Here is a 22,189-nt window from a genome sequence, read left to right on the forward strand (position 1 = left end):
CGGTCACGGTCGTGCTCCTGGTCGGTCGGGGTCGGAGGTCGGTCGGTCACCGGAGGTCGCCCGGCGGACAGCGCGTTCGAGGTCGTCGAGCGCGGCGGTGCCGTCGACGAGCGCACGGTCGTCGACGGTGGTCCCGCCGACGAGCACGGCACCGACACGGGTGTGCGGGATGCCGGTGGCCTGGGCCGCGGTCCGGACGACCTCGTCGACGTGTGCCGAGCGGGGCAGACCGAGCATCCGGCCGATGCGGCGGACGGCGGCGACGCGCAGGGTGTCGAGGGCGTGGGTGCGGTCACGGGTGCGGGCGTACATCCGGGCGCGCCCCTCGGTGGTCTCCGCAGCACGGACGACGACGGGCAACCGCTCGACGACGAGCGGGCCGAGCCGTCGGCCGCGCCAGACGCCGGCCGCGACGGCGACGAGGGCGAGCAGTGCGAGGGCGCTCGGGACCCACGGCGGTGCGAGCTCGCCGAGGGTCGGTGCGGCGTCGGGGGTGCCGACGGCCGGGGTGTACCAGACGAGTCGCTCGTCGGCGCCGAGCAGCCCGAGGGCGAGCGCGGCGTTCCCGGCGGTGGCGATCGTGTCGTTCCGGAACGCCGAGGTCGTGCCGAGCAGGGTGACGTCACCGCCCGGGGTCGTGGTGCGCACGAGGCCCCAGACCCGGGAGGCGCCCTCGCCGGTCGGCGCACACCGCTCGGCGGTCGCGTCCTGCACGGTGTACCCGGAGCCGGCGGTCGTCACCCGCGCAGCCGAGGCCGCCGCCGGGATCCCGCACGAGGCCGTCGAGACGGTGGCGTCACCGTCGATCTGGGCGGGCGGGTCGACCGGGAACCCGAGCAGCGCGTCGAGGCCTGCGCCGCTCGTCCCGACGACCACGACGTGCCGGGCCGTGCGGGCGATGCGTTCCGCGACGGCGGGGTCGAGCGCCCCGTCGGAGTCGTCGATGAACACCGTGCCGCCGTCGATCCCGCCGACGCCGTCGACGGTGTCGGTGACGGCGACCGCGGTGCCCCGCTGCTCGAGCACCCGGACGAGCGCGGCCGAACCACTGGCCGTCGTCGAGGTCGGGTCGAGTGCGCGCGGTGCGTCCGGGTCGGTGCCCTGCACGACGGCGGTCAGCGCGGCGAGCAGGACGCCGACCAGGACGATCGCGACCCAGAACCCGATGCGGAACCGGCGTCCCTCGGCCGGAGCAAGAGCCGGAGCCCGAGCAGGAGTCGGTCCGGCGCTCGTCCGTGTGGCGGTGTCGGTCGTCATGCCGGCACCACCGGTCCCTCGGCCCGGGCGGGCCGGGCCTGCCGGACGGTCCGCTCGGTGTCGAGCACGCGCAGGGCCGCGGCTTCGTCGGCCTCGGCACCGAGGTACCGGACCGCGTCGAAGGTGGTCGCTGCCGCGTCGAGTGCCCCGGCCGACGCGGGGAACGGCACGGCACCCCGCGTGGCGATCGTCCGCGCGGTGGCTCCGGGCACGTCGGGCACCAGGTCGCGTTCGCCGAGCCCCCTGGCGATCGCGCGGAACCCGTCGAGCACCGCTGCCGACCAGTCGGCGCGACGGACGGCGGCCTGGGCCGCTTCGAGGAGTTCCCGGGCGGAGCGCAGGTCGTCGGCGTCGAACACCCCGCCGGTGTCACCGTCGCCGGCCCGGGCGCGCCGGCGGGGGAGTCCGCGGGCGACGACGACGAGCACGACGACCGCGACGAGCACGACGATCGCGATCACCAGTGCGGTGCGGGCCGCAGCGGGGGAGTCGATGCCGTCGGCGCGGAGCGACCCGAGCCAGTCGAGGAAGGAGCGCGAGACACGGTCCCACCACGTCGGCCGGGCACCGTCGTACGCGGACCGTTCGAGCTCGCGCTCGAGCAGGCGACGCGCCTCGTCCGGGTCGACCGCCGTCACGCGGAGCCGTTCGGCGGCGCCTGGCCCGGACCCTGCTGCCACGGCTGTTGCTGCTGACCGGGCTGCCACTGCTGCTGACCGGGCTGCCACTGCTGCTGCTGCTGGCCGGGCTGCCACGGCTGCTGCTGGGCCGGCTGCCACTGCTGCTGCCCAGGCCACTGCTGCTGCTGCGCCTGCCACTGCTGGCCACCCCACTGCTGCTGCGGCGGCCACGGCGGGCGTGCGACGGGCTCGGACGGTGCGAACGGGTCGGTCGGCTGCCCGGAGTCCAGGTGCGACGCGATCCGCTGGTCGAGCGCCTCGGTGCGGATCCGCCGGTCGATGGCGAGGAACGTGGTGATCGAGGCGCTCAGCACGTCGGTGATGCACTGCACCGCAATCGCGAGCAGGCTCCCGACGACGATGGCGATGACGGCACCGGTGCCGGCTCCCGACGTGCCACCCGTCTGCCCGAGCGGGTCGAACGTGCCCCCGACGAGCACGGCGCCGATGGTGAGCGGGATCGACGCGATGGACGCCGCGAACCCGAACATGAGCTGGACGAGCAGCAGGATGCCGAAGGTCCGCCAGAAGGCCCCGCGGGTCAGGCGCCACGACTGTGCGGCTGCGGCGAAGACCGGCCGGCCCTCGAGCGCGATGGTCGGGACGGTGAGCACGAAGCGCGTGGCGAGCCACACGACGACGACACCGATGCCGAGCACGAACAGCACGAGCGCCAGCACGAACCACCCGGTGCCGGAGTCGGCGGCACCCATGGCCGCGAACACCCCGAAGAACACGAGTCCGGCCAGGAGCGCGAGGACCACGCCGGCCCCGATCTGCACGAGCATCCACGCGACGACGGACCACCGGCGGCCGGCGAGCAGCGCCCACAGCCCCCGGAACGTGGCGCGACGGCCGAGTACCCGCTGCCCGGTGTCCGCGGCGACCGGCGCCACCAGGAACCCGCGACCGAGGTAGGCGAGGAACGGCAGCACGACCGAGAGCAGTGCCGTGAGCGTCAGCGTGCCCGCGACCACCGAGTCGGCACCGCTGCCGCCGTCGAGGGCCGAGAACATCCGCGACTGCAGCGCCTGCTGCCCGAACGTGCTGGCCAGCGTCGAGAGCAGGCCGAGCACACCGCTCAGCAGCACGCTCCAGAGCAGCAGCACGCGGGCGTTCCGGCGGAAGACCGTGAACGCCCCGGCCAGGATGTCCCCGAGACCGAGCGGGCGCAGCGGGATCACCGGACGCGAGCCACCGGACGGACCGGCCGGTCGCCCCGGACCCGGCCCCGGGGCGGGCTGCGGCGGCACGGAGAAGCGGGGCGGGCCTCCAGGCTGGGGTCCTGGTCCCTGCGCCGATCCGGACGCCGGCGGCGTCGGCGCACCCTGCTGCCCACCGCCCGGTGTGTGCCAATCGGACATGACTCCAGCCCCCTCGTCGTGTCGGACCGAGCCAGCGATGCACGGTCCACCCCCATCCTGGCGGAAAACCCGGCGCGGCGGGGCCTCGGCTATCGTGTGGGGACACGTGCCGACCACGGCACCCGCACGCCACACGGAGTCCAGATCACATGACACCGCGCATCCTCGTCGTCGACGACGACCAGGCCCTCTCCGAGATGATCGGCATCGTGCTCCGCTCCGAGGGGTACGAACCCGAGTTCAGCGCCGACGGCAACGACGCCGTCGACGCGTTCCACGCCACCAAGCCGGACCTCGTCCTGCTCGACGTCATGCTGCCCGGCATCGACGGCATCGAGGTGTGCAAGCGCATCCGTGCCGAGAGCGGCACGCCGATCATCATGCTCACGGCGAAGAGCGACACCGCCGACGTGGTCCTCGGGCTCGAGAACGGTGCCGACGACTACGTCGTGAAGCCCTTCAACCCGAAGGAGCTCGTCGCGCGCATCCGGACCCGCCTGCGGCCGAGCGCGTCCGACGCCACCGTCCTGCACGTCGGCGACGTCACGGTCGACGTCGCCGGGCACGAGGTGCGCCGCGGTGACACCGTGATCGCGCTCACGCCGCTCGAGTTCGACCTGCTCCGGGCGCTCGCCGAGAAGCCGAACCAGGTGTTCACCCGCGAGATGCTGCTCGAGCAGGTCTGGGGTTACCACTACAAGGCGGACACCCGCCTGGTCAACGTGCACGTGCAGCGGCTCCGCGCGAAGATCGAGCACGACCCGGACAACCCGAAGACCGTCACCACGGTCCGCGGCGTCGGGTACCGCGCCGGAGGAGCCTGAGCACCGTGCCGCCCTCGACGCGCCCGTCGGGCTCGGCACGCTCGGGCCGGGCCGGCGGGGCCGGCCGTGCCAGCGGCGCCGGTGGGGCCGGCGGCGCCGGTGGGTCCGGCAGCACCACCGTCTCGATCGGCGTCGTCGACCGCAGCCGTCGCCGGATGCGGCGCTGGCTCCGACGCGCCTGGCGTCCGATCGCCTACCTGTGGCGGCGCTCGCTCATGTTCCGCTCGGTCGCCATCACCGTGATGACGACCGGGCTCGCGGTGGGGATCATCGGCACCGCGGTCATGGTGAGCATCTCGACGAACGTCTACTCACAGCGCCGCGACCAGATCGAGTCCGAGTCCGCACGGGCCACCATCGTCGCCCAGGGGATCTTCGACGCGGCGACGGCGGCCGAGGACAACAACCAGTCCGAGCTCGAGACCCTGCAGAACGAGGCGCAGCAGGCGATCCTGTCGAACACGACGAGCCCGGGCGGCACGAGCATCGCCATCGAGCGGAGCCCGGACCAGTCCACCCCGCAGACGCTGCAGACCATCGCCAGCCAGGACTTCCCGGACGCGGTGATCACCGACGCCCTGCGCAAGGAGGTCGCGCAGAACACCGGTCGGCTCAGCCTGCAGCCCGTCGAACTCGACGACGACGGGCGCCGGGTGCCGGGCCTCGCCGTCGGCTCCACGCTGCAGATCCCGAGCGCCGGCCAGTACGAGCTGTACCTGGTCTACGACCTCTCCGACGCGCAGCAGACCCTGGACTTCGTCTCCCAGACCCTCTCCATCGGCGGTGTGGCCCTGATGGTGCTCATCGCCCTGGTCACCTCGCTCGTCGTCCGGCTCGTCGTCGTACCGATCCGCGGTGCCGCCGAGACGAGCCGGAAGATCGCCGCGGGCCGCCTCGACGAACGCATCCCGGTGCGCGGCCAGGACGACCTGGCGACCCTGGCGCGGAGCTTCAACGGGATGGCCGAGGCGGTCAGCCGCCAGATCACCCAGCTCGCCGAGCTCTCCCGCGTGCAGCAGCGGTTCGTGTCCGACGTGTCGCACGAGCTCCGCACCCCGCTCACCACGATTCGGCTCGCCGGCGACATGCTCTACGACTCCCGGCACGCGTTCGAACCGTCGGTCGGCCGGTCCGCCGAGCTCCTGCACGCCCAGGTGGAGCGCTTCGAGATGCTCCTCGCCGACCTGCTCGAGATCTCCCGGTACGACGCCCAGGCGGTGCAGCTCGACACCGCACCCGTCGTGCCGGCCTCCCTCGCCGCGGACATCGTCGAGGAGTTCCGCCCGCTGGCCGAGCGCGCCGGCATCGACCTGCAGCTCGCGACCCCCGGCGGCCACACCACGATGCGGCTCGACGCCAAGCGGGTCCGACGGATCCTGCGCAACCTCGTCGGCAACGCCATCGAGCACGGCGACGCGAAGCCCGTGCAGGTCGTCGTCGACAGCGACGCACGCACCGTCGCCATCGCCGTCCGCGACCAGGGCGTCGGCATGCCGCCGGAGGACGCCGCACGGGTGTTCGACCGCTTCTGGCGGGCCGACCCGAGCCGCAAGCGCACCATCGGCGGCACCGGCCTCGGCCTCGCGATCAGCCTCGGCGACGCGAAGCTCCACGGCGGGCGCATCGACGTGTGGTCCCGGCCGGGCGCGGGATCGACGTTCGTGCTCACCCTGCCCCGCAACGAGCAGGGCACCACCGCCACCTCGGCCATCCCGCTGCCCGAGCTCGACGAGTCGTACGACGGCCCCCGCGCCGTGCGAGAGGAGTCCTGATGCGCCACCGGATCCGCCACGTCCTCGCCGTCGCGCTCGCCGCGGTCAGCCTGCTCGCGGTCACCGCCTGCGCGGCCATCCCGACCGACGGTGCCGTGCGCACCGGGCAGACGATCAAGGACGAGTCGCTCTCGGGCGTCGACTTCCGGCCGGACAAGCCGATCACCGGGTCCGACCAGACGGCGATCCTCCGTGGGTTCATCGCCGCCGCCACCGGCGCCCAGGACAACTACGCGATCGCCCGGCAGTTCCTGGCCGCCGACTTCGCCCAGCGGTGGAACCCCCGGCAGGGCGTCACGATCCGGGACGGCAGCGGCACCGTCGAGCGCGCCGACGACCGCGAGCTCACCTACACGATGACGGCCAGTGCCACGGTCGACTCCGACGGGGAGTACACCCAGGCGGTCCGCCCGACCTCGTCGACGCTGACGTTCCAGTTCGTCCGCGAGGACGGCGAGTGGCGCATCGCCTACGCCCCGGACGGCATCATCCTGTCGCCGGTCAGCTTCGAGTCGGTGTTCCAGGCGCACGCCCTGTACTTCTACGACCCGACCTACCGCTTCCTGGTGCCCGACCAGCGCTGGTTCCTCGCTCGGTCCTCCACCAGCACCCGCATCGCCAGCGCCCTGCTCGCCGGCCCCGCCGACTGGCTGAAGGGCGCCGTCGTCTCGTCGTTCCCGGAGGGCACCCAGCTGTCCCTCAACGCGGTGACGATCGACAGCGGCACCGCCCTGGTCGACCTGTCGAGCGACGCCCTGCGCGCCAGCACCGTCGACAAGGTCCGGATGCGCGAACAGCTCAGCAAGTCCCTCGCATCGGTCGCCACCATCTCGTCGGTCTCGATGACGATCGAGGGCGCGACGCTGTCGGTGCCGGACTCCGGGGGAGCGGACGCCCAGCAGAACCCCGACGTCGACCCCCGACCCCTGGTCGACGAGGACGGCGTCGTCGGCTACGCCGCCTCGGGCACCGGCAAGGTCGCCGAACTCGGCAGCGGCGTCGGGGCCGCGATCGCCGGCCTCGACCCGACCTCGATCGCCCTGTCGGCGTCCGGCACCACCGCCGCCGTCGGCAACCGGGACGGCGTCGTCGTCGTGCGCGGCAAGGACCGCCTGCGCGTCGACGCCCGCGAGGACCTCGTCGCCCCCGCCGTCGACGACCTCGGCTTCGTCTGGGTGGGGCAGCAGTCCGACACCCGTCACATCACCGCCTACGGCCTCGGCGGTGACCCCCACCAGGTGCGCACCACCCTGCCGCGCGGCGACCTCGTGTCGTTCCAGGTGTCCCGCGACTCCACCAGGGCCCTCGCACTCATCGAGACCGCGGACGGCCCCGGCCTGTACGTGATGGCGATCATCCGCGGTTCCGACCGGTCACCGACCTCGTTCGGTGCCCCGGTCCGGGTGCAGGCCGCCAGCGGCACCGCGGTCGACGCCACGTGGGTGAACGACACCGACGTCGCCTCGGTCGGGCAGACGCCGACCGGTCCGAACATCGTCCGCACCACCATCGGCGGCAAGTCGAGCACCCTGCCGAAGCCCGACGGGCGCGCCACGGCGATCAGCGGCGGCAGCGGCGGCGCGCTGCTGCTCCGGATGTCGAGCGGCGACGTCCTGCAGTCCACCGGGGGCGGCTGGGACTCGACGGGCGTCACCGCCGACGTGCTCGGCGTCCAGCGCTGACACACGGTCCTCCACACCCCACCCGGCCTGGAGGCCCGTCCACCGTCCGGCATGCCGGCCCAGCGCCGTCGTCCGGTCACCACCACAGTCGTGGCATGCCCCCTGACGACGCCCCCACCCCGTGGCGCGACGCAGTGCTCGCCGTGCTCGCGCTCTTCCTGCCCGTCGCCTGCCTGGGCTGCGGCCGCCCGGACCGCGCGCTCTGCCCGCCCTGCCGCGCGGCGCTCGACGCACGGCCCCGGCGTGTCCGGCTGGTCGCCGGCGTCCGGCTCGACGCGGCCTTCGAGTACGAGGGGCTGGTCCGCACCCTGGTGCTCGAACTCAAGCTCCGGGGCCGGGTCGACGTCGCCCGTCCGCTCGGCGTCCGCTTCGGTGCCCTCGTCCGTGCGGCGCTCGCCGCGGCCCCGGACGGCACCGTGGTGCTAAGGGTGCCGCCGTCCCGCGCGGGTGCCCGACGCCGTGGGTTCGACCCGGTGGTGCTGCTGCTCGCCCGTGGTGGTGTCCGGCACACGGGGCGCCTCGGCCGGACCCCTGCCGGACGACGGCGATCCGGACCGGGGCAGAAGGAGCGGTCGGCGGTGGAACGCGTCGCCGCGACCGTCGGGACCCTGCGGGCGACCGGTGTCGACGGCCGCGACGTCGTGCTCGTCGACGACGTCGTGACGACGGGCGTCACGATGGCCGAGGGCGTCCGAGCGGTGCGGGCGGCGGGCGGTCGGGTGGTGCGCTGCGTCGCCGTGGCGAGCGTCGACGACTGATGATCGGTGAACACCCGGTGGCCGCTGTGTGTCCGGTGAGTGTCCGACGGACTCGCCGCCTCCCCGTGACGCCGAGGGTGCGCCGGGTCTAGCCTCGCGACAAGGCGTTCGGGTCGCCGGACGGAGGCGACGCGCCGACACTGGATGGGAGCCGCCACATGGACGTGACGATCACGGGCCGGAACGTCGGGGTCACCGACCGTTTCCGCACCTACGTCGAACAGAAGTCCGAGAAGATCGACGTGCTCGCCGACCGCGCCCTCGCCTTCGAGGTGCGCATCAGCCGCCACCACGAGAAGTCGAGCGGCAGCCAGGGCGAGGACCGCGTGGAGCTCACGCTGATCGGACCGGGGCCGCTCGTACGGGCCGAGTCCGCGGCGTCGGACAAGTACGCCGCCTTCGACCTCGCCTTCGCGCGGATCATGGAACGCCTCCGTCGGGCGCGTGACCGCCGCAAGGTGCACCACGGCCGGCACCGCCCCACCTCGGTCGCCGAGGCCGCCGGCAGCGGCTTCGACGGCATGGGCGTCGTCCCGGCCGACGGCAAGCTCATCGAGGACGTCGCGACCGGTGCCGTCCCGGTCGTCGATCAAGAGGCCGCCGAGGACGAGAACGAGGTCTACAGCCCGGTCGTCATCCGGCACAAGGTCTTCGAGGCCGCCCCGATGACGGTCGACGACGCCCTGTACTACATGGAACTCGTCGGGCACGACTTCTACCTGTTCCTCGACGCCGAGACCCGCCGTCCGAGTGTGGTGTACCGACGCAAGGGCTGGGACTACGGCGTGATCGGCATCGACGAGGTGCCCGCCGGCCAGGCGCCGGCCGCGGTCGACTCCGACGCGGAGCGCGCAGCCGCGATCGCCTGATCCGACTCGGGACCTCCGGTCCCGCACCGTGTGCGCGGTCCGTTCGCGGGCCGCGCACACCCGTGTCCGCGACAGCCGCGCCGCTCACAGCGCCGGGGGTTCGCGGGTTGCTAGCATGACTGGTCGATCGGGCGTGCAGGTCGCGCGCGACGACCTCGTAAGGAGTTCACGTGGCAAACGTGCTGGAGAAGGTCCTCCGCATCGGCGAAGGACGAACCCTCCGCCGGCTGAAGGCGTACGCCTCGGCCATCAACGACCTCGAGGACGACTTCTCGAGCCTCACCGACGAGGAACTCCACGACGAGACCAAGGAGCTGCGCGAGCGGTACGCCAACGGCGAGACCCTCGACGACCTCCTGCCCGAGGCGTTCGCCGCCGTGCGTGAAGCCGCGAAGCGGACCCTGGGCATGCGGCACTTCGACGTGCAGCTCATGGGTGGCGCGGCACTGCACCTCGGCAACATCGCCGAGATGAAGACCGGTGAGGGCAAGACCCTCGTCGCGACGACCGCCGCGTACCTCAACGCGATCCCGTCGCGCGGCGTGCACGTCATCACGGTCAACGACTACCTGGCGTCGTACCAGTCCGAGATCATGGGCCGCGTCTTCCGCGCGCTGGGCATGACCACCGGCTGCATCATCGCGAACCAGACCCCGGCTGAGCGCCGCGAGCAGTACGCCGCCGACATCACGTACGGCACGAACAACGAGTTCGGCTTCGACTACCTGCGCGACAACATGGCGTGGCAAGCCTCCGACATGGTGCAGCGCGGCCACTTCTTCGCCGTCGTGGACGAGGTCGACTCGATCCTCATCGACGAGGCCCGCACGCCGCTCATCATCTCCGGTCCGTCCTCGGGCGAGGCCAACCGCTGGTTCACCGAGTTCGCCTCGATCGCCAAGCGCCTCACCCCGGGCGAGGACTACGAGGTCGACGAGAAGAAGCGCACCGTCGGTGTCCTCGAGCCCGGCATCGAGAAGGTCGAGGACTACCTCGGCATCGAGAACCTGTACGAGTCGGCGAACACCCCGCTCATCTCGTTCCTGAACAACTCCATCAAGGCCGTCGCCCTGTTCAAGAAGGACAAGGACTACGTCGTGATGAACGGCGAGGTGCTCATCGTCGACGAGCACACCGGCCGCATCCTGATGGGCCGCCGCTACAACGAGGGGATCCACCAGGCGATCGAGGCGAAGGAAGGTGTCGAGGTCAAGGCCGAGAACCAGACCCTCGCCACCGTCACGCTGCAGAACTACTTCCGCCTCTACCAGAAGCTCTCCGGCATGACCGGTACCGCCGAGACCGAGGCGGCCGAGTTCATGTCGACCTACAAGCTCGGCGTCGTCCCCATCCCGACGAACAAGCCGATGCAGCGCATCGACCAGACCGACCTCGTCTACAAGAACGAGAAGGCGAAGTTCGAGCAGGTCGCCGAGGACATCGCGGAGCGCCACGAGAAGGGCCAGCCCGTCCTCGTCGGCACCACGAGCGTCGAGAAGTCCGAGTACCTGTCGAAGCTCCTCGCCAAGCAGGGCGTCAAGCACGAGGTCCTCAACGCGAAGAACCACGCACGTGAAGCCGCGATCGTCGCCCAGGCCGGTCGCTTCGGCGCCGTGACCGTCGCGACGAACATGGCCGGTCGTGGTACCGACATCATGCTCGGCGGCAACGCGGAGTTCCTCGCCGTGCAGGAGATGCACGCCAAGGGCCTGTCGCCGACCGAGACCCCCGACGAGTACGAGGCCGAGTGGGACGACGTGTTCGCCCGCGTCAAGGCCGAGGTCGAGGAAGAGGGCGACAAGGTCCGCGCCGTCGGCGGCCTGTACGTGCTCGGCACCGAGCGCCACGAGTCGCGCCGCATCGACAACCAGCTGCGTGGTCGTTCCGGCCGCCAGGGTGACCCGGGCGAGAGCCGCTTCTACCTGTCGCTGACCGACGACCTGATGCGCCTGTTCAACTCCGGTGCCGCCGAGAGCCTGATGGGCCGCTCGAACGTGCCGGACGACCTGGCGATCGAGAACAAGCTCGTCGGCCGTGCGATCCGGTCCGCCCAGGCGCAGGTCGAGGGCCGCAACGCCGAGATCCGCAAGAACGTCCTGAAGTACGACGACGTCCTGAACCGCCAGCGCGAGGCGATCTACAGCGACCGCCGCCACATCCTCGAGGGCGACGACCTGCACGACCGCGCGCAGTCGTTCCTCAAGGCCGTCATCGACGACGTGATCGACAGCCACACCGGCGAAGGCTCCCCGGACGACTGGGACCTCGACGCCATGTGGACCGAGCTCGGCACGCTCTACCCGATCTCGATCTCCATCGACGAGGTGATCACCGAGGCCGGCTCGAAGGGCAAGGCGTCGCGTGACTTCCTGGCCCGCGAGATCCTCTCCGACGCCAAGCTGGCTTACCAGCAGCGCGAGGAGCTCCTCGGCGACGAGGCGATGCGTGAGCTCGAGCGTCGCGTGGTGCTCTCGGTGATCGACCGCCGCTGGCGCGACCACCTGTACGAGATGGACTACCTGAAGGACGGCATCGGCCTCCGCGCGATGGCGCAGCGCGACCCGCTGGTCGAGTACCAGCGCGAGGGCTACGCCCTGTTCCAGACGATGATGGGGCAGATCCGCGAGGAGTCCGTGGGCTACCTCTTCAACCTCGAGGTCCAGGTGCAGTCCGACGGCGAGAACGCGGTGATCGAGGCCAAGGGTCTCGGCGAGGACGAGGTCTCCGGCCTCGAGTACTCGGCACCGTCGATCGACGGCGAGGTCGAGGTCCGCGACGAGAAGGGTCGCCTCGAGCAGGCCGCGACCGCTCGTGCGCAGCGCGCCCAGGCCGAGGCCGAAGCGGCCGCCGAGCCGGAGCAGGGCTCCGCGTTCGGCAACGCGGCCACCGCCTCCGGTCAGGCCGCGGCGAGCAACCGCGCCGAGCGTCGCCAGGCGGCCAAGAAGAACTAGCGTCCGCGCGCGAGCGCATCGTGAGCAGGAATGGTCGGGTCCCACGTCGGGACCCGACCATTCCTGCTCACCGAGCGTGACCGACGACGGACGGGAGGCCCGGTGCCAGCTGGCACCGGGCCTCCCGTCCGTCCGCCACCCGGCTACAGGACGCCGATCGCGGTCGCCTGCCACCTTCCGTGTCGCTCTTCGAGCCGCATGGCGACCGCTCGCGCATGACTGCGCGTGTGCACGACCACCGTCGCCTCGGCGACGCCCGCCGCGGGGCGGCAGACCAGGACGCTACCGACCCGGAGCACCGGTCGTCCGCGTGCCCGCCGACCGGAGCCCCGGGCGTGCGCGGCCACCGCGGCCCGCTGCTGCAGGTGGCGCTGCACGTCGTCGCTGATCCACCGGGCGATGCTGTCGACCTCCCGCGCGCCGGTGAGCACCTCGGCGACGCAGAGCCCGAGCGCGCGTGCAGTCGTCGCCGGGTCCGGGGGACCGGTCGCCACGGCGGGCTCCGGTGCCGGTTCGACGATCCGCAGCGGCGGCGGGTGCGCCGTCGTCGTCTCGTGATCGATGCGGCGTGCCTGCTCTGCCACCCCTGCCCCTTCCGTCGTTGGAGCGAGCGTATGGGGCGTGCGACATACGAAATACACACTGGTCTGCCCTGTGGAGAGGGCGACGTTCTCCACAAGGCGGCGGACCTAGACTGGCTGGGTGTCGACCCTCAGTGACCTCGTCCTCGCGCAAGGCCGTTCCTCGGAAGCAGACGTGGAGTGGCTCCACCTGCTCGTGGGAGACTGGCAGCTCCTCGCCGACCTGTCCTTCGCCGACATGGTGCTCTGGGTCCCGACCGCCGAGGACGGCTCGTTCGTGGCCGTCGCCCACGCCCGCCCGAGCTCCGCGGCGACGCTGTTCTACCGGGACATCGTCGGCCAGGAGATCCGCGAGGAGTGGCGCGGCCAGGTGACCGAGAGCTTCGCCGGGTCACGCGTCGTCGACTCCGCCGAGCCGGACTGGTACGAGGACACCCCGACCCGTGTCCGCGCGATCCCGGTGCTCCGCCGCCTGAGCGCGAAGAGCGCCGAGACCACCGAGCGACCGATCGCCGTCGTCACCCGGCACTCCAACCAGGACGAGATGCGGACCCCGAGCCGCCAGGAGCTCAACTTCACCGCGAGCGCGAACGACCTGTTCGGCATGATCGCCACCGGGGACTTCCCCGACCTCGGAGCACCGGCCGGCCCCCGTCGTGGTGCGCCCCGTGCCAGCGACGGCCTGCTGCGCCTCGACACCGCCGGCATCGTCACGTTCGCGAGCCCGAACGGCCTGAGCGCGTTCAACCGGATGGGGTTCGAGGGCGAGCTCGAGCGGAAGTCCCTCGCCGAGGTCACCACCGAGCTGATCGGTGCCCAGCTCGACGTCGACGAGTCCCTGCCGCTCGTCGTCACCGGCCGCGCACCGTGGCGAGCGGACATCGAGTCGAAGGGCGTCACGGTGTCGCTCCGCTCGATCCCGCTCCGCGACCACGGTGAGCGCATCGGTGCCATCGTGCTCTGCCGCGACGTGTCCGAGCTGCGGCACCAGGAGCGCGAGCTCATCACCAAGGACGCCACGATCCGCGAGATCCACCACCGCGTGAAGAACAACCTGCAGACGGTGGCGTCCCTGCTGCGGATCCAGGCGCGTCGCACGCACTCGGACGAAGCGCGGACCTCGCTGCAGAACGCGATGCGCCGCGTCGCCGCCATCGCCGTCGTGCACGACACCCTGTCGAGCGGGCTCAGCCAGACGGTGGACTTCGACGAGGTGTTCGACTCGGTGCTCAAGCTGGTGACCGAGGTCGCCGCGTCGCACAACACCACCGTGCACCCGAAGAAGACCGGCGAGTTCGGGGTGCTGCCGTCGGAGGCCGCGACGCCGCTCGCCCTCGGCCTCACCGAGCTCGTGACGAACGCCGTCGAGCACGGGCTGGACGGCCGTGACGGCGAGGTCGAGATCGTCGCCCGCCGCTTCGACGACCACCTGGAGATCGAGGTCCGTGACAACGGTGTGGGGCTCCCCGAGGGCAAGGTCGGCTCGGGCCTCGGCACGCAGATCGTCCGCACGCTCATCCAGGGTGAGCTCGGCGGCACCATCGACTGGCACACCCTGACGGGCAGCGGCACCGAGGTGACGATCACCATCCCGTTCCGCTGGCTGACCGCCCCCGCCGCCTAGTCTCTGCGCCGCCGGAACCAGGTTCCGGACACAGCACCACGGAGATCCACGGTGTCGTGTCCGGAACCTGGTTCCTCCGGTCGCCGCCGCCCCGCGCGCACGACGACGCCCGCCGCCCCCGAGGGGACGACGGGCGTCGTGGTGTCAGACGACCGGGGTCAGGACGCGCGGCGAGCGCGGGCGGCGCGACGCTTCAGCGCACGACGCTCGTCCTCGCTGAGACCACCCCAGACACCCGAGTCCTGGTTGTTCTCGAGTGCGTACTGCAGGCACATCTCGGTGACCGTGCAACGCGCACAGACCGACTTGGCCTTCTCGATCTGGTCGACGGCGGGCCCGGTGTTCCCGACGGGGAAGAAGAGCTCGGGGTCTGCGGTGAGGCAGGCAGCCTTGTCACGCCAGTCCATGTGTGGTGCTCCTTGATGTCGATGCTCGAACGGCAGGCCGGGGCCGTGGCTCGGGGGATCGGACCGCTGACCATGCATGCGGCATGGAGGGGACAACTGTGGGGAGGAGTCCGCAGGAAGCGTGTCTGACGCCCGCGAGACGCTCGGGGGAGGAGCGATGAACCACGGGAGACGCACACCACATCGTGCCGTCCAAACGACCTCCAATATCGTTCCATACTGGTAGGGCCAAATCAAGGGTTCCGATGCTGGAGGATCACTGTGCACGACGACACCCCGAACGACACCGAACCCTCCGCACCCGTGGCGCGCCGGTCGCCGGCGATGCTGGGGCTGCTCGCCGTGGTCGGCCTCGAGTTCCTCGCGGTGGTGGTCGTGACCGTCGTCCTGGTCGTCGAACTGCTCGTCGCCCCGGCCGCGAGCATCGCGTCCGGCATCGCCCTCACCGTCCTCGTCGCCATCGCTGCGCTCTGGCTCGGTGCGCTGCTGAACGGTCTGTGGCAGGGCCGGGCGTGGGTGCGCTCCGGCATCATCGTCTGGCAGGTCCTGCAGGGCGCCATCGCGATCGGGGCGTTCCAGGGCGTCTTCCGCGTCGCCGCGGTCGGCTGGGTGCTGCTCGTCCCGGCCCTGCTCGGCATCACGCTGGTGCTGTCGCGGTCGGTGACGGCCGCGCTCGCGCGTCCGGCCGAGTAGACGGTCTGGTCCGCCACGCACTGGAGGCCCGGTGCCGGTTCTCGGAACCGGCACCGGGCCTCCAGTGCGTGGCCGGCCCTCAGACCAGGCCGAGCTTCTTCCGCAGGCTCGCGACGTGCCCGGTGGCCTTGACGTTGTAGAGCGGCAGCTGGACTGCGCCGTCCTCGTCGACCACGATCGTGGACCGGATCGTGCCGGTGACGATCTTGCCGTAGTTGTTCTTCTCGCCCCAGGCCGCGTACGCCTTGTGCACGGCGAGGTCGGGGTCGCTCAGCAGCGGGAAGGTCAGCGCCTGCTCGTGCTGGAACGTCTTGAGCTTCGCCTGCTCGTCCTTCGAGACGCCGAGGACCTCGTAGCCGGCGGCCTGCAGCGAGGACATGTTGTCGCGGAAGTCGCAGGCCTCGGTGGTGCAGCCCGGGGTGGACGCCGCCGGGTAGAAGTACACGATGACCTTCTTGCCACGGAGGGCAGCGAGGGAGTGCTCGACGCCGTCCTGGTCGGGCAGCGTGAAGTCGGGGGCGGTGTCGCCGGGGACGAGACGGTCGGTCATGGTGCTCCTGTTCGCGTCGTGCGCCCGCGAGTGGTCGTGGGCGCGCGAAACCCATGCTATTGTTGATTCCCGTTGCGGCACGGAAGCCGGAACATGCACCTCTAGCTCAATTGGCAGAGCAACTGACTCTTAATCAGTGGGTTCTCGGTTCAAGTCCGAGGGGGTGCACCGCAGGACGAACGCCCCGGCTCATCGAGTCGGGGCGTTCGTGCGTTCCCGGCAGGTTTCCACGCCGATGCGGAGACACGCCCGAGGTGTGCAGGAACCGCGAATTCAGTCGGCGCGGACGTCGACGATCCGCTCCTCGCCGATGACGGGTTCGAGCGAACCGGCCGACGCGGCGGCGAGGTCGGCGGTCAGGGCGCCGAGCGCCTCGTGGGGGACCCACACCTCGAAGGTCGCCGCCTGCCCGTACTCGGTCGGACCGAGCGTCGCGTGGTGGTGCCGCACCCAGTCGCGCAGCACGTTGTCGAGCCGCCCGGCGTCGGCGTGGTCGACGTCGAAGCGCACCTGCGTCAGGGCCTCGCGACGGACGAGGACCGCCGTGTCGAGCGCCTCGGACACCGAGGTCGAGTAGGCCCGGACCAGTCCGCCGGCACCGAGCTTGACCCCGCCGAAGTACCGCGTGACGACCGCGACGACGTCGGTCAGCCCGCGGCGTCGCAGGACCTCGAGCATCGGGACGCCCGCGGTGCCGGAGGGCTCCCCGTCGTCCGAGGAACGGGCCTGGTCGCCGAGCACGCCGGTGACCATCGCCGTGCAGTTGTGCCGGGCGTCCCAGTACCGACGGCGGACCTCGGCGATCACGCGGTCGGCGTCCTCGACGCCGGAGACCGGTGCCACGGTCGTGATGAACCGCGACTTCGTGATGACGATCTCGTGCTCGACCGGTGCCGCGACGGTGGCGGGGAATCGGCGGGGCATGCCCACGAGGGTAGCGGCGCGCGTGCCGGGCACCCGCGCTAGCATGGCGTCCACGCGCCGGACCCACAGGTCGCGCGGACACGGCTGGGGAGGAGTCCGAGATGGACACGGGTGATCTGAAGGGCGGGGCGCTCGACGCCGCCGAGCTCGCGCGCCGCCTCAACCTGCTCCTCGACTTCGAGGAGTCGCAGCGTGGTGCTCCGGTGCCGTTCTCCTCGATCGAGGAGTACGTCGCGGCGCACGGCGGGTCGCTGTCGCGGGCGAAGTGGACCTACATGCTCTCCGGCGACGGCCGCCGCAACCGCGACACCGAGCTCCTGCGCCTGCTGGCCGGGTACTTCGAGGTCGACGAACGCTTCCTGCTCGAGGACAGCGAGGTGCCGGAACGGATCGGTGCCCAGCTCGCACTCGTCCGGTCCCTGCGCTCCGCCCGCGTGAGCGGCTTCGCGGCCCGGACCTTCCCCGGTGAGCTCTCACCCGACGCGCTGCGGCGCATCGCCGAGGTGCTCGAGGAGGAATCGCAGCGGGGGAGCGTCGCATGACCGACGCCCTCGTCGAGGCGTTCTGGGCTCGCGGTGCCGCCGAGGGGTGGTCGGACGTCGACCAGGCCGTCGCCGCCGCCGCTGACGTCGTCGGCAAGCCGATCGTGGTGCGCGAGGAGTCGTTCCTCGCCGCCGAACCGGTGTGTGGCTTCGTGGCCACCCTCGAGCACGCGCACCTCGTGATGATCTCGCCGACGACCTCGCCGACGTTCCGCTCGTTCGTGATCGGGCACGAGCTCGGACACGTCCTGCACCGGCACCAGGAGCACGCCCCGCAGAGCGCCTACATCCGTGACGTCATCCCCGACCTGCCCGAGTACAAGGTCGAGCGGGCACTCGCCCGTGGGCTGTTCTCGAACACCTACGAGCACGAGGCCGAGGTCTTCGCCGACCGCCTGGCCACCGTGATCCGCCAGCACCGCGGCCGCCCGAGCGCCTTCCGCGGGGTCTTCGGGTGATCATCGCCGTCGTCCAGGCGGTGCTGCTCATCGTCGGGACGATCGTGCTGTTGGTCCTGCAACGCGGGCAGGACCGCACCCTGGCGTTCACGTTCCTGCTCTTCGCCGCCACCATCGTGACGAACGTCGACCCGCTGTACCGGTGGCTCGACCCGCTGCTCGGCGGGTTCAACGTCGTCACCGTCATCAGCGACTGCCTCATGGTGGCCGGCACGAGCACGCTGCTGTGGGGCGTGGCGAAGGCGGTCGGCGCGGCGCGGCCCTGGCTCCGGAACGCGGTCGTGGTGTCCTTCGCCGTGGTCGTCGTGGTGGTCGTCGTCGCGTTCACCGTGCTCGACAAGCCCGCGACGACGACGACCTTCATGCTCGACGCCGGCTCGCACCCGGCTGCCACCGTCTACTCGATCGCGCAGACCGTGTACCTCGGCGTGGCCCTCGGCGCCACGGGCTTCATCTGCGTGCTCCGGCTGCGCGAAGCCCGGACGACCACCGACCTGGTGGGGCTGTGGGTCCTGGTCCTCGGTGGGGTGCTCGGGGTCGTCCGCATGGTCGTGGTCGTCGTGATGGACGTCGCCCACGTCGCCGGCGACCTGGACGTCACGCACGCGCTCTCGCTGCCCTACGACATCACCACGCCGGGGGCCGTGCTGTGCGTGGCGTCCGGCATGCTCCTGCTCGTCGTCGGGCACCGGATCTCCCGCCGCCGCCGTGCCCGCCGTGTGGACGATGCGCTCCGCCGCCTGGCACCGCTGCACGAACGGATCGGCGTGGACAACGCCTACCCGCCGACCGACGACCCCGCGACCCGGCTCAGCCGCCGCATCGTCGAGATCAACGACGGCGTCCGGGGTGCACGGGCGTCCCTGACCGCCGCCGAGCGTGCCGCCCTCGCCGACGCCGAGGCCGCGCTCGAGACGGCGTAGTCCCTCGACGCTGCCGAACAGGCCGTGTACAGTCTGTAGCAAGTGCTACAGATCCTGTGGCCTGCCGGGTCGGGACTCGGCCGCGTTGGGGGCGGCCGAGCACCACCCGCCCGGCGTCGACGTACCGGCATCGTCGCCGCGAACGTTCACTAGGATCGTCCCGTGCTCGTCTTCGCCGCAGTCGTCCTGTTCATCGGCGCCGTCTTCAACGTCGTCACCTGGCCGCGCTTCTTCCAGCGCGTCGCGAAGGACTCGCGTGCCCGCGACGCCGCCGGCAAGCCGACGACGTTCTACACGGTGCACCTCGTGCTCCTGCTCATCGCGCTCGCGATCGCCGTCGCGTCCGTGATCGCCGGGATCCTGCTGCTGGTCTGAGCCCGCCGGGTCGGCGCGGCCCTGGTCCGGACCACCGCCGGACGGGAGGCCCGTGGCGGCGCCGCCACGGGCCTCCCGTCCGCCCCGGGCACCGTCGCGAGCCGCGCTGGCGGGCCGCTTCAGCCCTGCTTCAGCGGGGCACGGCAGGATCGACCCCATGCGGGTGCTGGTGGTCGACGACGAGGTCCGGCTCGCCGACGGCGTGCGCCGCGGCCTCGAGGCCGAGGGGTGGGCGGTCGACGTCGCGAACGACGGCGTGGACGGTCTGTGGCACGCGCGTGAGTTCCGCTACGACGCGATCGTGCTCGACCTGATGATGCCCGGCCTGAGCGGCTGGGCCGTGTGCGCGCAGCTCCGCGCCGACGGTGACTGGACCCCCGTGCTCATGCTGACGGCCAAGGACGGCGAGTGGGACCAGGTCGAGGCGCTCGACGCGGGGGCCGACGACTACGTCACCAAGCCGTTCTCGCACCCGGTGCTCGTCGCACGGCTGCGGGCGCTCGTCCGACGGGGTGCCCGTGAGCGCCCCACCGTGCTGACCCTCGGCGACCTGGTGGTCGACCCCGCTGCGCGCACCGTGGCCCGCGGCGAGACCCCCGTCGAACTGACCAGCCGAGAGTTCGCCGTGCTCGAGTACCTCGCACGGCACCCGGGACAGGTCCGGTCGAAGCGCGACGTCATCGAGAACGTCTGGGACGTCGACTTCGAGGGCGACCCGAACATCGTCGAGGTGTACGTCGGGCACCTGCGCCGGAAGCTCGACCGACCGTTCGGGCGCGCCGCGATCGAGACGGTCCGTGGTGCCGGGTACCGCTTGGCGGCGGACGGTGGCTGAGCGGCCGAAGCCCCGTGCGAGCGGAGTCGCGCGAAGCAGGCCACGGCGCGCCCGGTCGGTCCGGGCCCGCACCACGCTCGGCGCCGGGATCGTCGTCCTCGCGGCGCTGGTGATCGGTGCCGTCGCCTTCGTCGTCGTGCTGCGGCTCGTGCTGCTCGACGGCGTGCGGACCTCGGCCGAGGCTGGTCTCGAGCAGGTGTCCTCCCGGGTCGAGGCGGACGGTGCGGCCGCGGTGACCGGCTACGAGGACGTCCTGGTGCAGGTGATCGGCGACGGCGGTGCGGTGCTCGCACACGGCGAGGACGCCGACGGGGACGCCCTCCCGACCGCCGACGAGTCCCGGTGGACCCACGACGGCGAACGCTGGCTGCTCGTGGCGGACGACGTGGACCTGCCCGGCGGCGGCGAGGCGACGCTCGTCTACGGCGCCACGCTCGACCAGGCCGACACCGCGGTCCGCACCGCCGTCGTGCTCCTCGCCGTCGGGGTGCCCGTGCTGGTGCTCCTGCTGGTCGCGGTCACCTGGGCCGTCACCGGGCGCTCGCTGCGGCCGGTGGAGCGGATGCGCACCGAGGTCGAGACGATCCGGTCGGCCCGTCCCGACGCCCGGGTGGAGGTCCCGGACACCGGCGACGAGGTCGCCCGGCTCGCGAGCACCATGAACGCCATGCTCGACCGCCTCGAACGGTCCGCCGAGAGCCAGCGGCGCTTCGTGTCCGACGCCTCGCACGAACTCCGGTCGCCGATCGCGTCGATCCGGCAGCACGCCGAGGTCGCCGTCGCGCACCCGGAACGGACCGAGGTGGCGGACCTCGCTGACGTCGTCCGCTCCGAGGCGGTGCGCCTGCAGGACCTGGTGACCGGGCTGCTCGAGCTCTCCCGCCTCGACGAGGGCGGGATCCGCACGCGGCGCCCCGTCGACCTCGACGACCTGGCGCTCGACGCGGTGGCTCGGGCTCGGGCGCGGTCGACGGCCGGTGTCGCGCCGGCGCGGGACGGCGACGCCCCGACGGTGCGGGTTGACGGCTCGGCGATCTCGGCAGCGCGCGTCCTCGGTGACGAGCGCGTGCTGGCGGGGGTGGTCCGGAACCTCGTCGACAACGCCGTCCGGCACGCGAGCACACGCGTCGCCGTGTCGCTCACCGAGCACGACGGGTCCGCGGTGCTCACGGTCGACGACGACGGCACCGGCGTCCCCGAGGACGAGCGCGAGCGCGTCTTCGAGCGGTTCGTCCGTCTCGACGAGGCCCGCAGCCGCGATGCCGGCGGCGCGGGGCTCGGCCTCGCCATCGTCCGCGACGCCGTGCGGGCGCACGGCGGGGACACGACCGTGGTCGCGTCCCCGCTCGGTGGCGCACGGTTCGTCGTCCGCATCGCACTCGGCGGCTGAACAGGCGGCTTCAGGGCTGCTTCAGCACCCCGCCGCGATGCTCGTCCACATGAACTCCCGTACCCAGCACCAGAAGCCCTCCGCCCGCCGCATCGCCGCGTTCGCCGCCCTGCCGATCGTCGCGGCGCTCGCACTCACCGGGTGCGCCAGTGACGACTCCGACGACGACAACGGCTCGGCCGGTTCCGGCTCCGGCTCGGTCGGTTCGTCGGCGACGGACTCGGCCGGCACCGGCACCGGCACCGGCACGTCGTCGTCCGGCTCGGCGTCCTCCGGCTCGAACAAGGCCCTGCTCGCCGCCGTCGCCACCGCACGCGGCGAGGTCGGCTCGGGCACCGTCATCTCGGTCGAGCAGGAGCAGGGTGCTTCCGCCTACGAGGTCCTCGTCGTCACGAAGGACGGCACCGAGCACGAGGTGCACACGGACGCCGACGGTTCCGCGGTCGCCGGCACCCCGCGGACCGAGGCCGCCGACGCCGATGACAAGGCCGAGCACGAGCGCTTCGTCGCCGCCGCCGACCTGAGCGTCAAGCAGGCCGTCGACGCCCTGCAGGACCTGCACGCGGGGACCGTGACCGAACTCGGACTCGACGACCACGTCGGCACGGTCGTCTGGGAGGGCGACGTGCTCGACTCGTCCGGAACCAAGCACAGCGTGCGCATCGACGCCGGCTCCGGTGACGTCGTCACCGACCGCGTCGACACCGACGACTGAGCCGGCCCCCGGGCA

The 22,189-nt window shown here is 72.0% G+C and carries 22 protein-coding genes and 1 tRNA gene; 16 read left to right on the plus strand and 7 right to left on the minus strand.

The annotated features are described in order from the left end of the window. Nucleotides 1–3: 3 nt before the first annotated feature. From QRN49_RS13105 to QRN49_RS13115, 3 genes are read right to left on the minus strand one after another with little or no spacing between them, the layout of a single operon-like run. Nucleotides 4–1,257 carry a DUF4350 domain-containing protein gene (locus QRN49_RS13105; protein WP_284756348.1) on the minus strand — a complete coding sequence of 418 codons (1,254 nt, stop codon included), beginning with the start codon at nucleotides 1,255–1,257 and terminating at the stop codon, nucleotides 4–6. After that, the gene (locus QRN49_RS13110) at nucleotides 1,254–1,937 is read right to left on the minus strand and encodes a DUF4129 domain-containing protein (RefSeq protein ID WP_284756350.1); all 684 of its coding nucleotides are present in this window, start codon (nucleotides 1,935–1,937) and stop codon (nucleotides 1,254–1,256) included. The genes QRN49_RS13105 and QRN49_RS13110 overlap by 4 nt, the downstream gene beginning before the upstream one ends. Beyond that, nucleotides 1,892–3,121 carry a glycerophosphoryl diester phosphodiesterase membrane domain-containing protein gene (locus tag QRN49_RS13115; RefSeq protein ID WP_284756352.1) on the minus strand — a complete coding sequence of 410 codons (1,230 nt, stop codon included), beginning with the start codon at nucleotides 3,119–3,121 and terminating at the stop codon, nucleotides 1,892–1,894. Before QRN49_RS13115 ends, QRN49_RS13110 begins: the two co-directional genes overlap by 46 nt. Nucleotides 3,122–3,450: 329 nt before the next feature. Between QRN49_RS13115 and mtrA the strand changes: the two genes are divergently transcribed. The 6 genes from mtrA to secA all read left to right on the plus strand — a co-directional run bounded on the left by mtrA (nucleotide 3,451) and on the right by secA (nucleotide 12,157). Beyond that, the gene (gene mtrA / locus QRN49_RS13120) at nucleotides 3,451–4,125 is read left to right on the plus strand and encodes an MtrAB system response regulator MtrA (RefSeq protein WP_017888813.1); all 675 of its coding nucleotides are present in this window, start codon (nucleotides 3,451–3,453) and stop codon (nucleotides 4,123–4,125) included. 5 nt (nucleotides 4,126–4,130) lie between these two features. After that, the gene (gene mtrB, locus QRN49_RS13125) at nucleotides 4,131–5,897 is read left to right on the plus strand and encodes an MtrAB system histidine kinase MtrB (RefSeq protein ID WP_284756355.1); all 1,767 of its coding nucleotides are present in this window, start codon (nucleotides 4,131–4,133) and stop codon (nucleotides 5,895–5,897) included. After that, nucleotides 5,897–7,579: an LpqB family beta-propeller domain-containing protein gene (locus QRN49_RS13130; protein WP_111031887.1), complete on the plus strand. Its 1,683-nt coding sequence runs from the start codon at nucleotides 5,897–5,899 to the stop codon at nucleotides 7,577–7,579. Before mtrB ends, QRN49_RS13130 begins: the two co-directional genes overlap by 1 nt. 95 nt (nucleotides 7,580–7,674) lie before the next feature. Beyond that, nucleotides 7,675–8,337, plus strand: a complete 663-nt coding sequence (locus QRN49_RS13135; RefSeq protein WP_209082288.1) for a ComF family protein — start codon at nucleotides 7,675–7,677, stop codon at nucleotides 8,335–8,337. A 158-nt stretch (nucleotides 8,338–8,495) separates the two neighbouring features. Then, the gene (gene hpf / locus QRN49_RS13140; RefSeq protein WP_111101265.1) at nucleotides 8,496–9,206 is read left to right on the plus strand and encodes a ribosome hibernation-promoting factor, HPF/YfiA family; all 711 of its coding nucleotides are present in this window, start codon (nucleotides 8,496–8,498) and stop codon (nucleotides 9,204–9,206) included. A gap of 170 nt (nucleotides 9,207–9,376) precedes the next feature. Next, nucleotides 9,377–12,157, plus strand: a complete 2,781-nt coding sequence (gene secA / locus QRN49_RS13145) for a preprotein translocase subunit SecA (protein WP_111024364.1) — start codon at nucleotides 9,377–9,379, stop codon at nucleotides 12,155–12,157. A gap of 143 nt (nucleotides 12,158–12,300) precedes the next feature. Here the strand turns inward: secA and QRN49_RS13150 are convergent, their stop codons facing one another. After that, a complete protein-coding gene (locus QRN49_RS13150; protein WP_259532097.1) occupies nucleotides 12,301–12,741 on the minus strand; it encodes an Rv3235 family protein in 441 nt (146 codons plus the stop codon). 118 nt (nucleotides 12,742–12,859) lie between these two features. Between QRN49_RS13150 and QRN49_RS13155 the strand changes: the two genes are divergently transcribed. After that, a complete protein-coding gene (locus QRN49_RS13155) occupies nucleotides 12,860–14,362 on the plus strand; it encodes a sensor histidine kinase (RefSeq protein WP_110865382.1) in 1,503 nt (500 codons plus the stop codon). A gap of 158 nt (nucleotides 14,363–14,520) precedes the next feature. Here QRN49_RS13155 and QRN49_RS13160 read toward each other — a convergent pair whose 3' ends face one another. Further along, on the minus strand, nucleotides 14,521–14,769 hold the full coding sequence (locus tag QRN49_RS13160) for a WhiB family transcriptional regulator (protein ID WP_017888820.1): 249 nt from the start codon (nucleotides 14,767–14,769) through the stop codon (nucleotides 14,521–14,523). A gap of 261 nt (nucleotides 14,770–15,030) precedes the next feature. Here QRN49_RS13160 and QRN49_RS13165 point away from each other — a divergent pair, with 261 nt between their 5' ends. Continuing rightward, on the plus strand, nucleotides 15,031–15,462 hold the full coding sequence (locus QRN49_RS13165) for a hypothetical protein (RefSeq protein WP_284756356.1): 432 nt from the start codon (nucleotides 15,031–15,033) through the stop codon (nucleotides 15,460–15,462). A 79-nt stretch (nucleotides 15,463–15,541) separates the two neighbouring features. Here QRN49_RS13165 and bcp read toward each other — a convergent pair whose 3' ends face one another. Further along, nucleotides 15,542–16,012: a thioredoxin-dependent thiol peroxidase gene (gene bcp / locus QRN49_RS13170; protein ID WP_111029495.1), complete on the minus strand. Its 471-nt coding sequence runs from the start codon at nucleotides 16,010–16,012 to the stop codon at nucleotides 15,542–15,544. Nucleotides 16,013–16,107: 95 nt separating this feature from the next. Here bcp and QRN49_RS13175 point away from each other — a divergent pair. Then, nucleotides 16,108–16,180: transfer RNA gene (locus QRN49_RS13175), tRNA-Lys, on the plus strand. Nucleotides 16,181–16,285: 105 nt separating this feature from the next. Here the strand turns inward: QRN49_RS13175 and QRN49_RS13180 are convergent. Next, on the minus strand, nucleotides 16,286–16,936 hold the full coding sequence (locus QRN49_RS13180; protein WP_245166361.1) for a YigZ family protein: 651 nt from the start codon (nucleotides 16,934–16,936) through the stop codon (nucleotides 16,286–16,288). Between the two features lie 101 nt (nucleotides 16,937–17,037). Here QRN49_RS13180 and QRN49_RS13185 point away from each other — a divergent pair, with 101 nt between their 5' ends. The 7 genes from QRN49_RS13185 to QRN49_RS13215 all read left to right on the plus strand — a co-directional run bounded on the left by QRN49_RS13185 (nucleotide 17,038) and on the right by QRN49_RS13215 (nucleotide 22,174). Beyond that, on the plus strand, nucleotides 17,038–17,478 hold the full coding sequence (locus QRN49_RS13185; protein WP_051596928.1) for a hypothetical protein: 441 nt from the start codon (nucleotides 17,038–17,040) through the stop codon (nucleotides 17,476–17,478). Continuing rightward, nucleotides 17,475–17,936 carry an ImmA/IrrE family metallo-endopeptidase gene (locus QRN49_RS13190; RefSeq protein WP_111024367.1) on the plus strand — a complete coding sequence of 154 codons (462 nt, stop codon included), beginning with the start codon at nucleotides 17,475–17,477 and terminating at the stop codon, nucleotides 17,934–17,936. The genes QRN49_RS13185 and QRN49_RS13190 overlap by 4 nt, the downstream gene beginning before the upstream one ends. Continuing rightward, nucleotides 17,933–18,859 (plus strand): hypothetical protein, encoded by a 927-nt coding sequence (locus QRN49_RS13195; protein WP_284756357.1) that lies wholly within the window; start codon nucleotides 17,933–17,935, stop codon nucleotides 18,857–18,859. The genes QRN49_RS13190 and QRN49_RS13195 overlap by 4 nt, the downstream gene beginning before the upstream one ends. Nucleotides 18,860–19,021: 162 nt before the next feature. Further along, a complete protein-coding gene (locus QRN49_RS13200; protein ID WP_027466517.1) occupies nucleotides 19,022–19,234 on the plus strand; it encodes an SCO4848 family membrane protein in 213 nt (70 codons plus the stop codon). Between the two features lie 157 nt (nucleotides 19,235–19,391). After that, nucleotides 19,392–20,069, plus strand: a complete 678-nt coding sequence (locus QRN49_RS13205; RefSeq protein ID WP_110865386.1) for a response regulator transcription factor — start codon at nucleotides 19,392–19,394, stop codon at nucleotides 20,067–20,069. Next, nucleotides 20,062–21,459 (plus strand): sensor histidine kinase, encoded by a 1,398-nt coding sequence (locus tag QRN49_RS13210; RefSeq protein ID WP_284756358.1) that lies wholly within the window; start codon nucleotides 20,062–20,064, stop codon nucleotides 21,457–21,459. The genes QRN49_RS13205 and QRN49_RS13210 overlap by 8 nt, the downstream gene beginning before the upstream one ends. Nucleotides 21,460–21,508: 49 nt before the next feature. Continuing rightward, entirely contained in the window at nucleotides 21,509–22,174 is a 666-nt protein-coding gene (locus tag QRN49_RS13215; RefSeq protein ID WP_284756359.1) for a PepSY domain-containing protein, read from the plus strand. Nucleotides 22,175–22,189: the final 15 nt, after the last annotated feature.

The organism is Curtobacterium sp. ME-Dv--P-122a, assembly GCF_030209645.1.
Classification (GTDB): domain Bacteria; phylum Actinomycetota; class Actinomycetes; order Actinomycetales; family Microbacteriaceae; genus Curtobacterium; species Curtobacterium flaccumfaciens.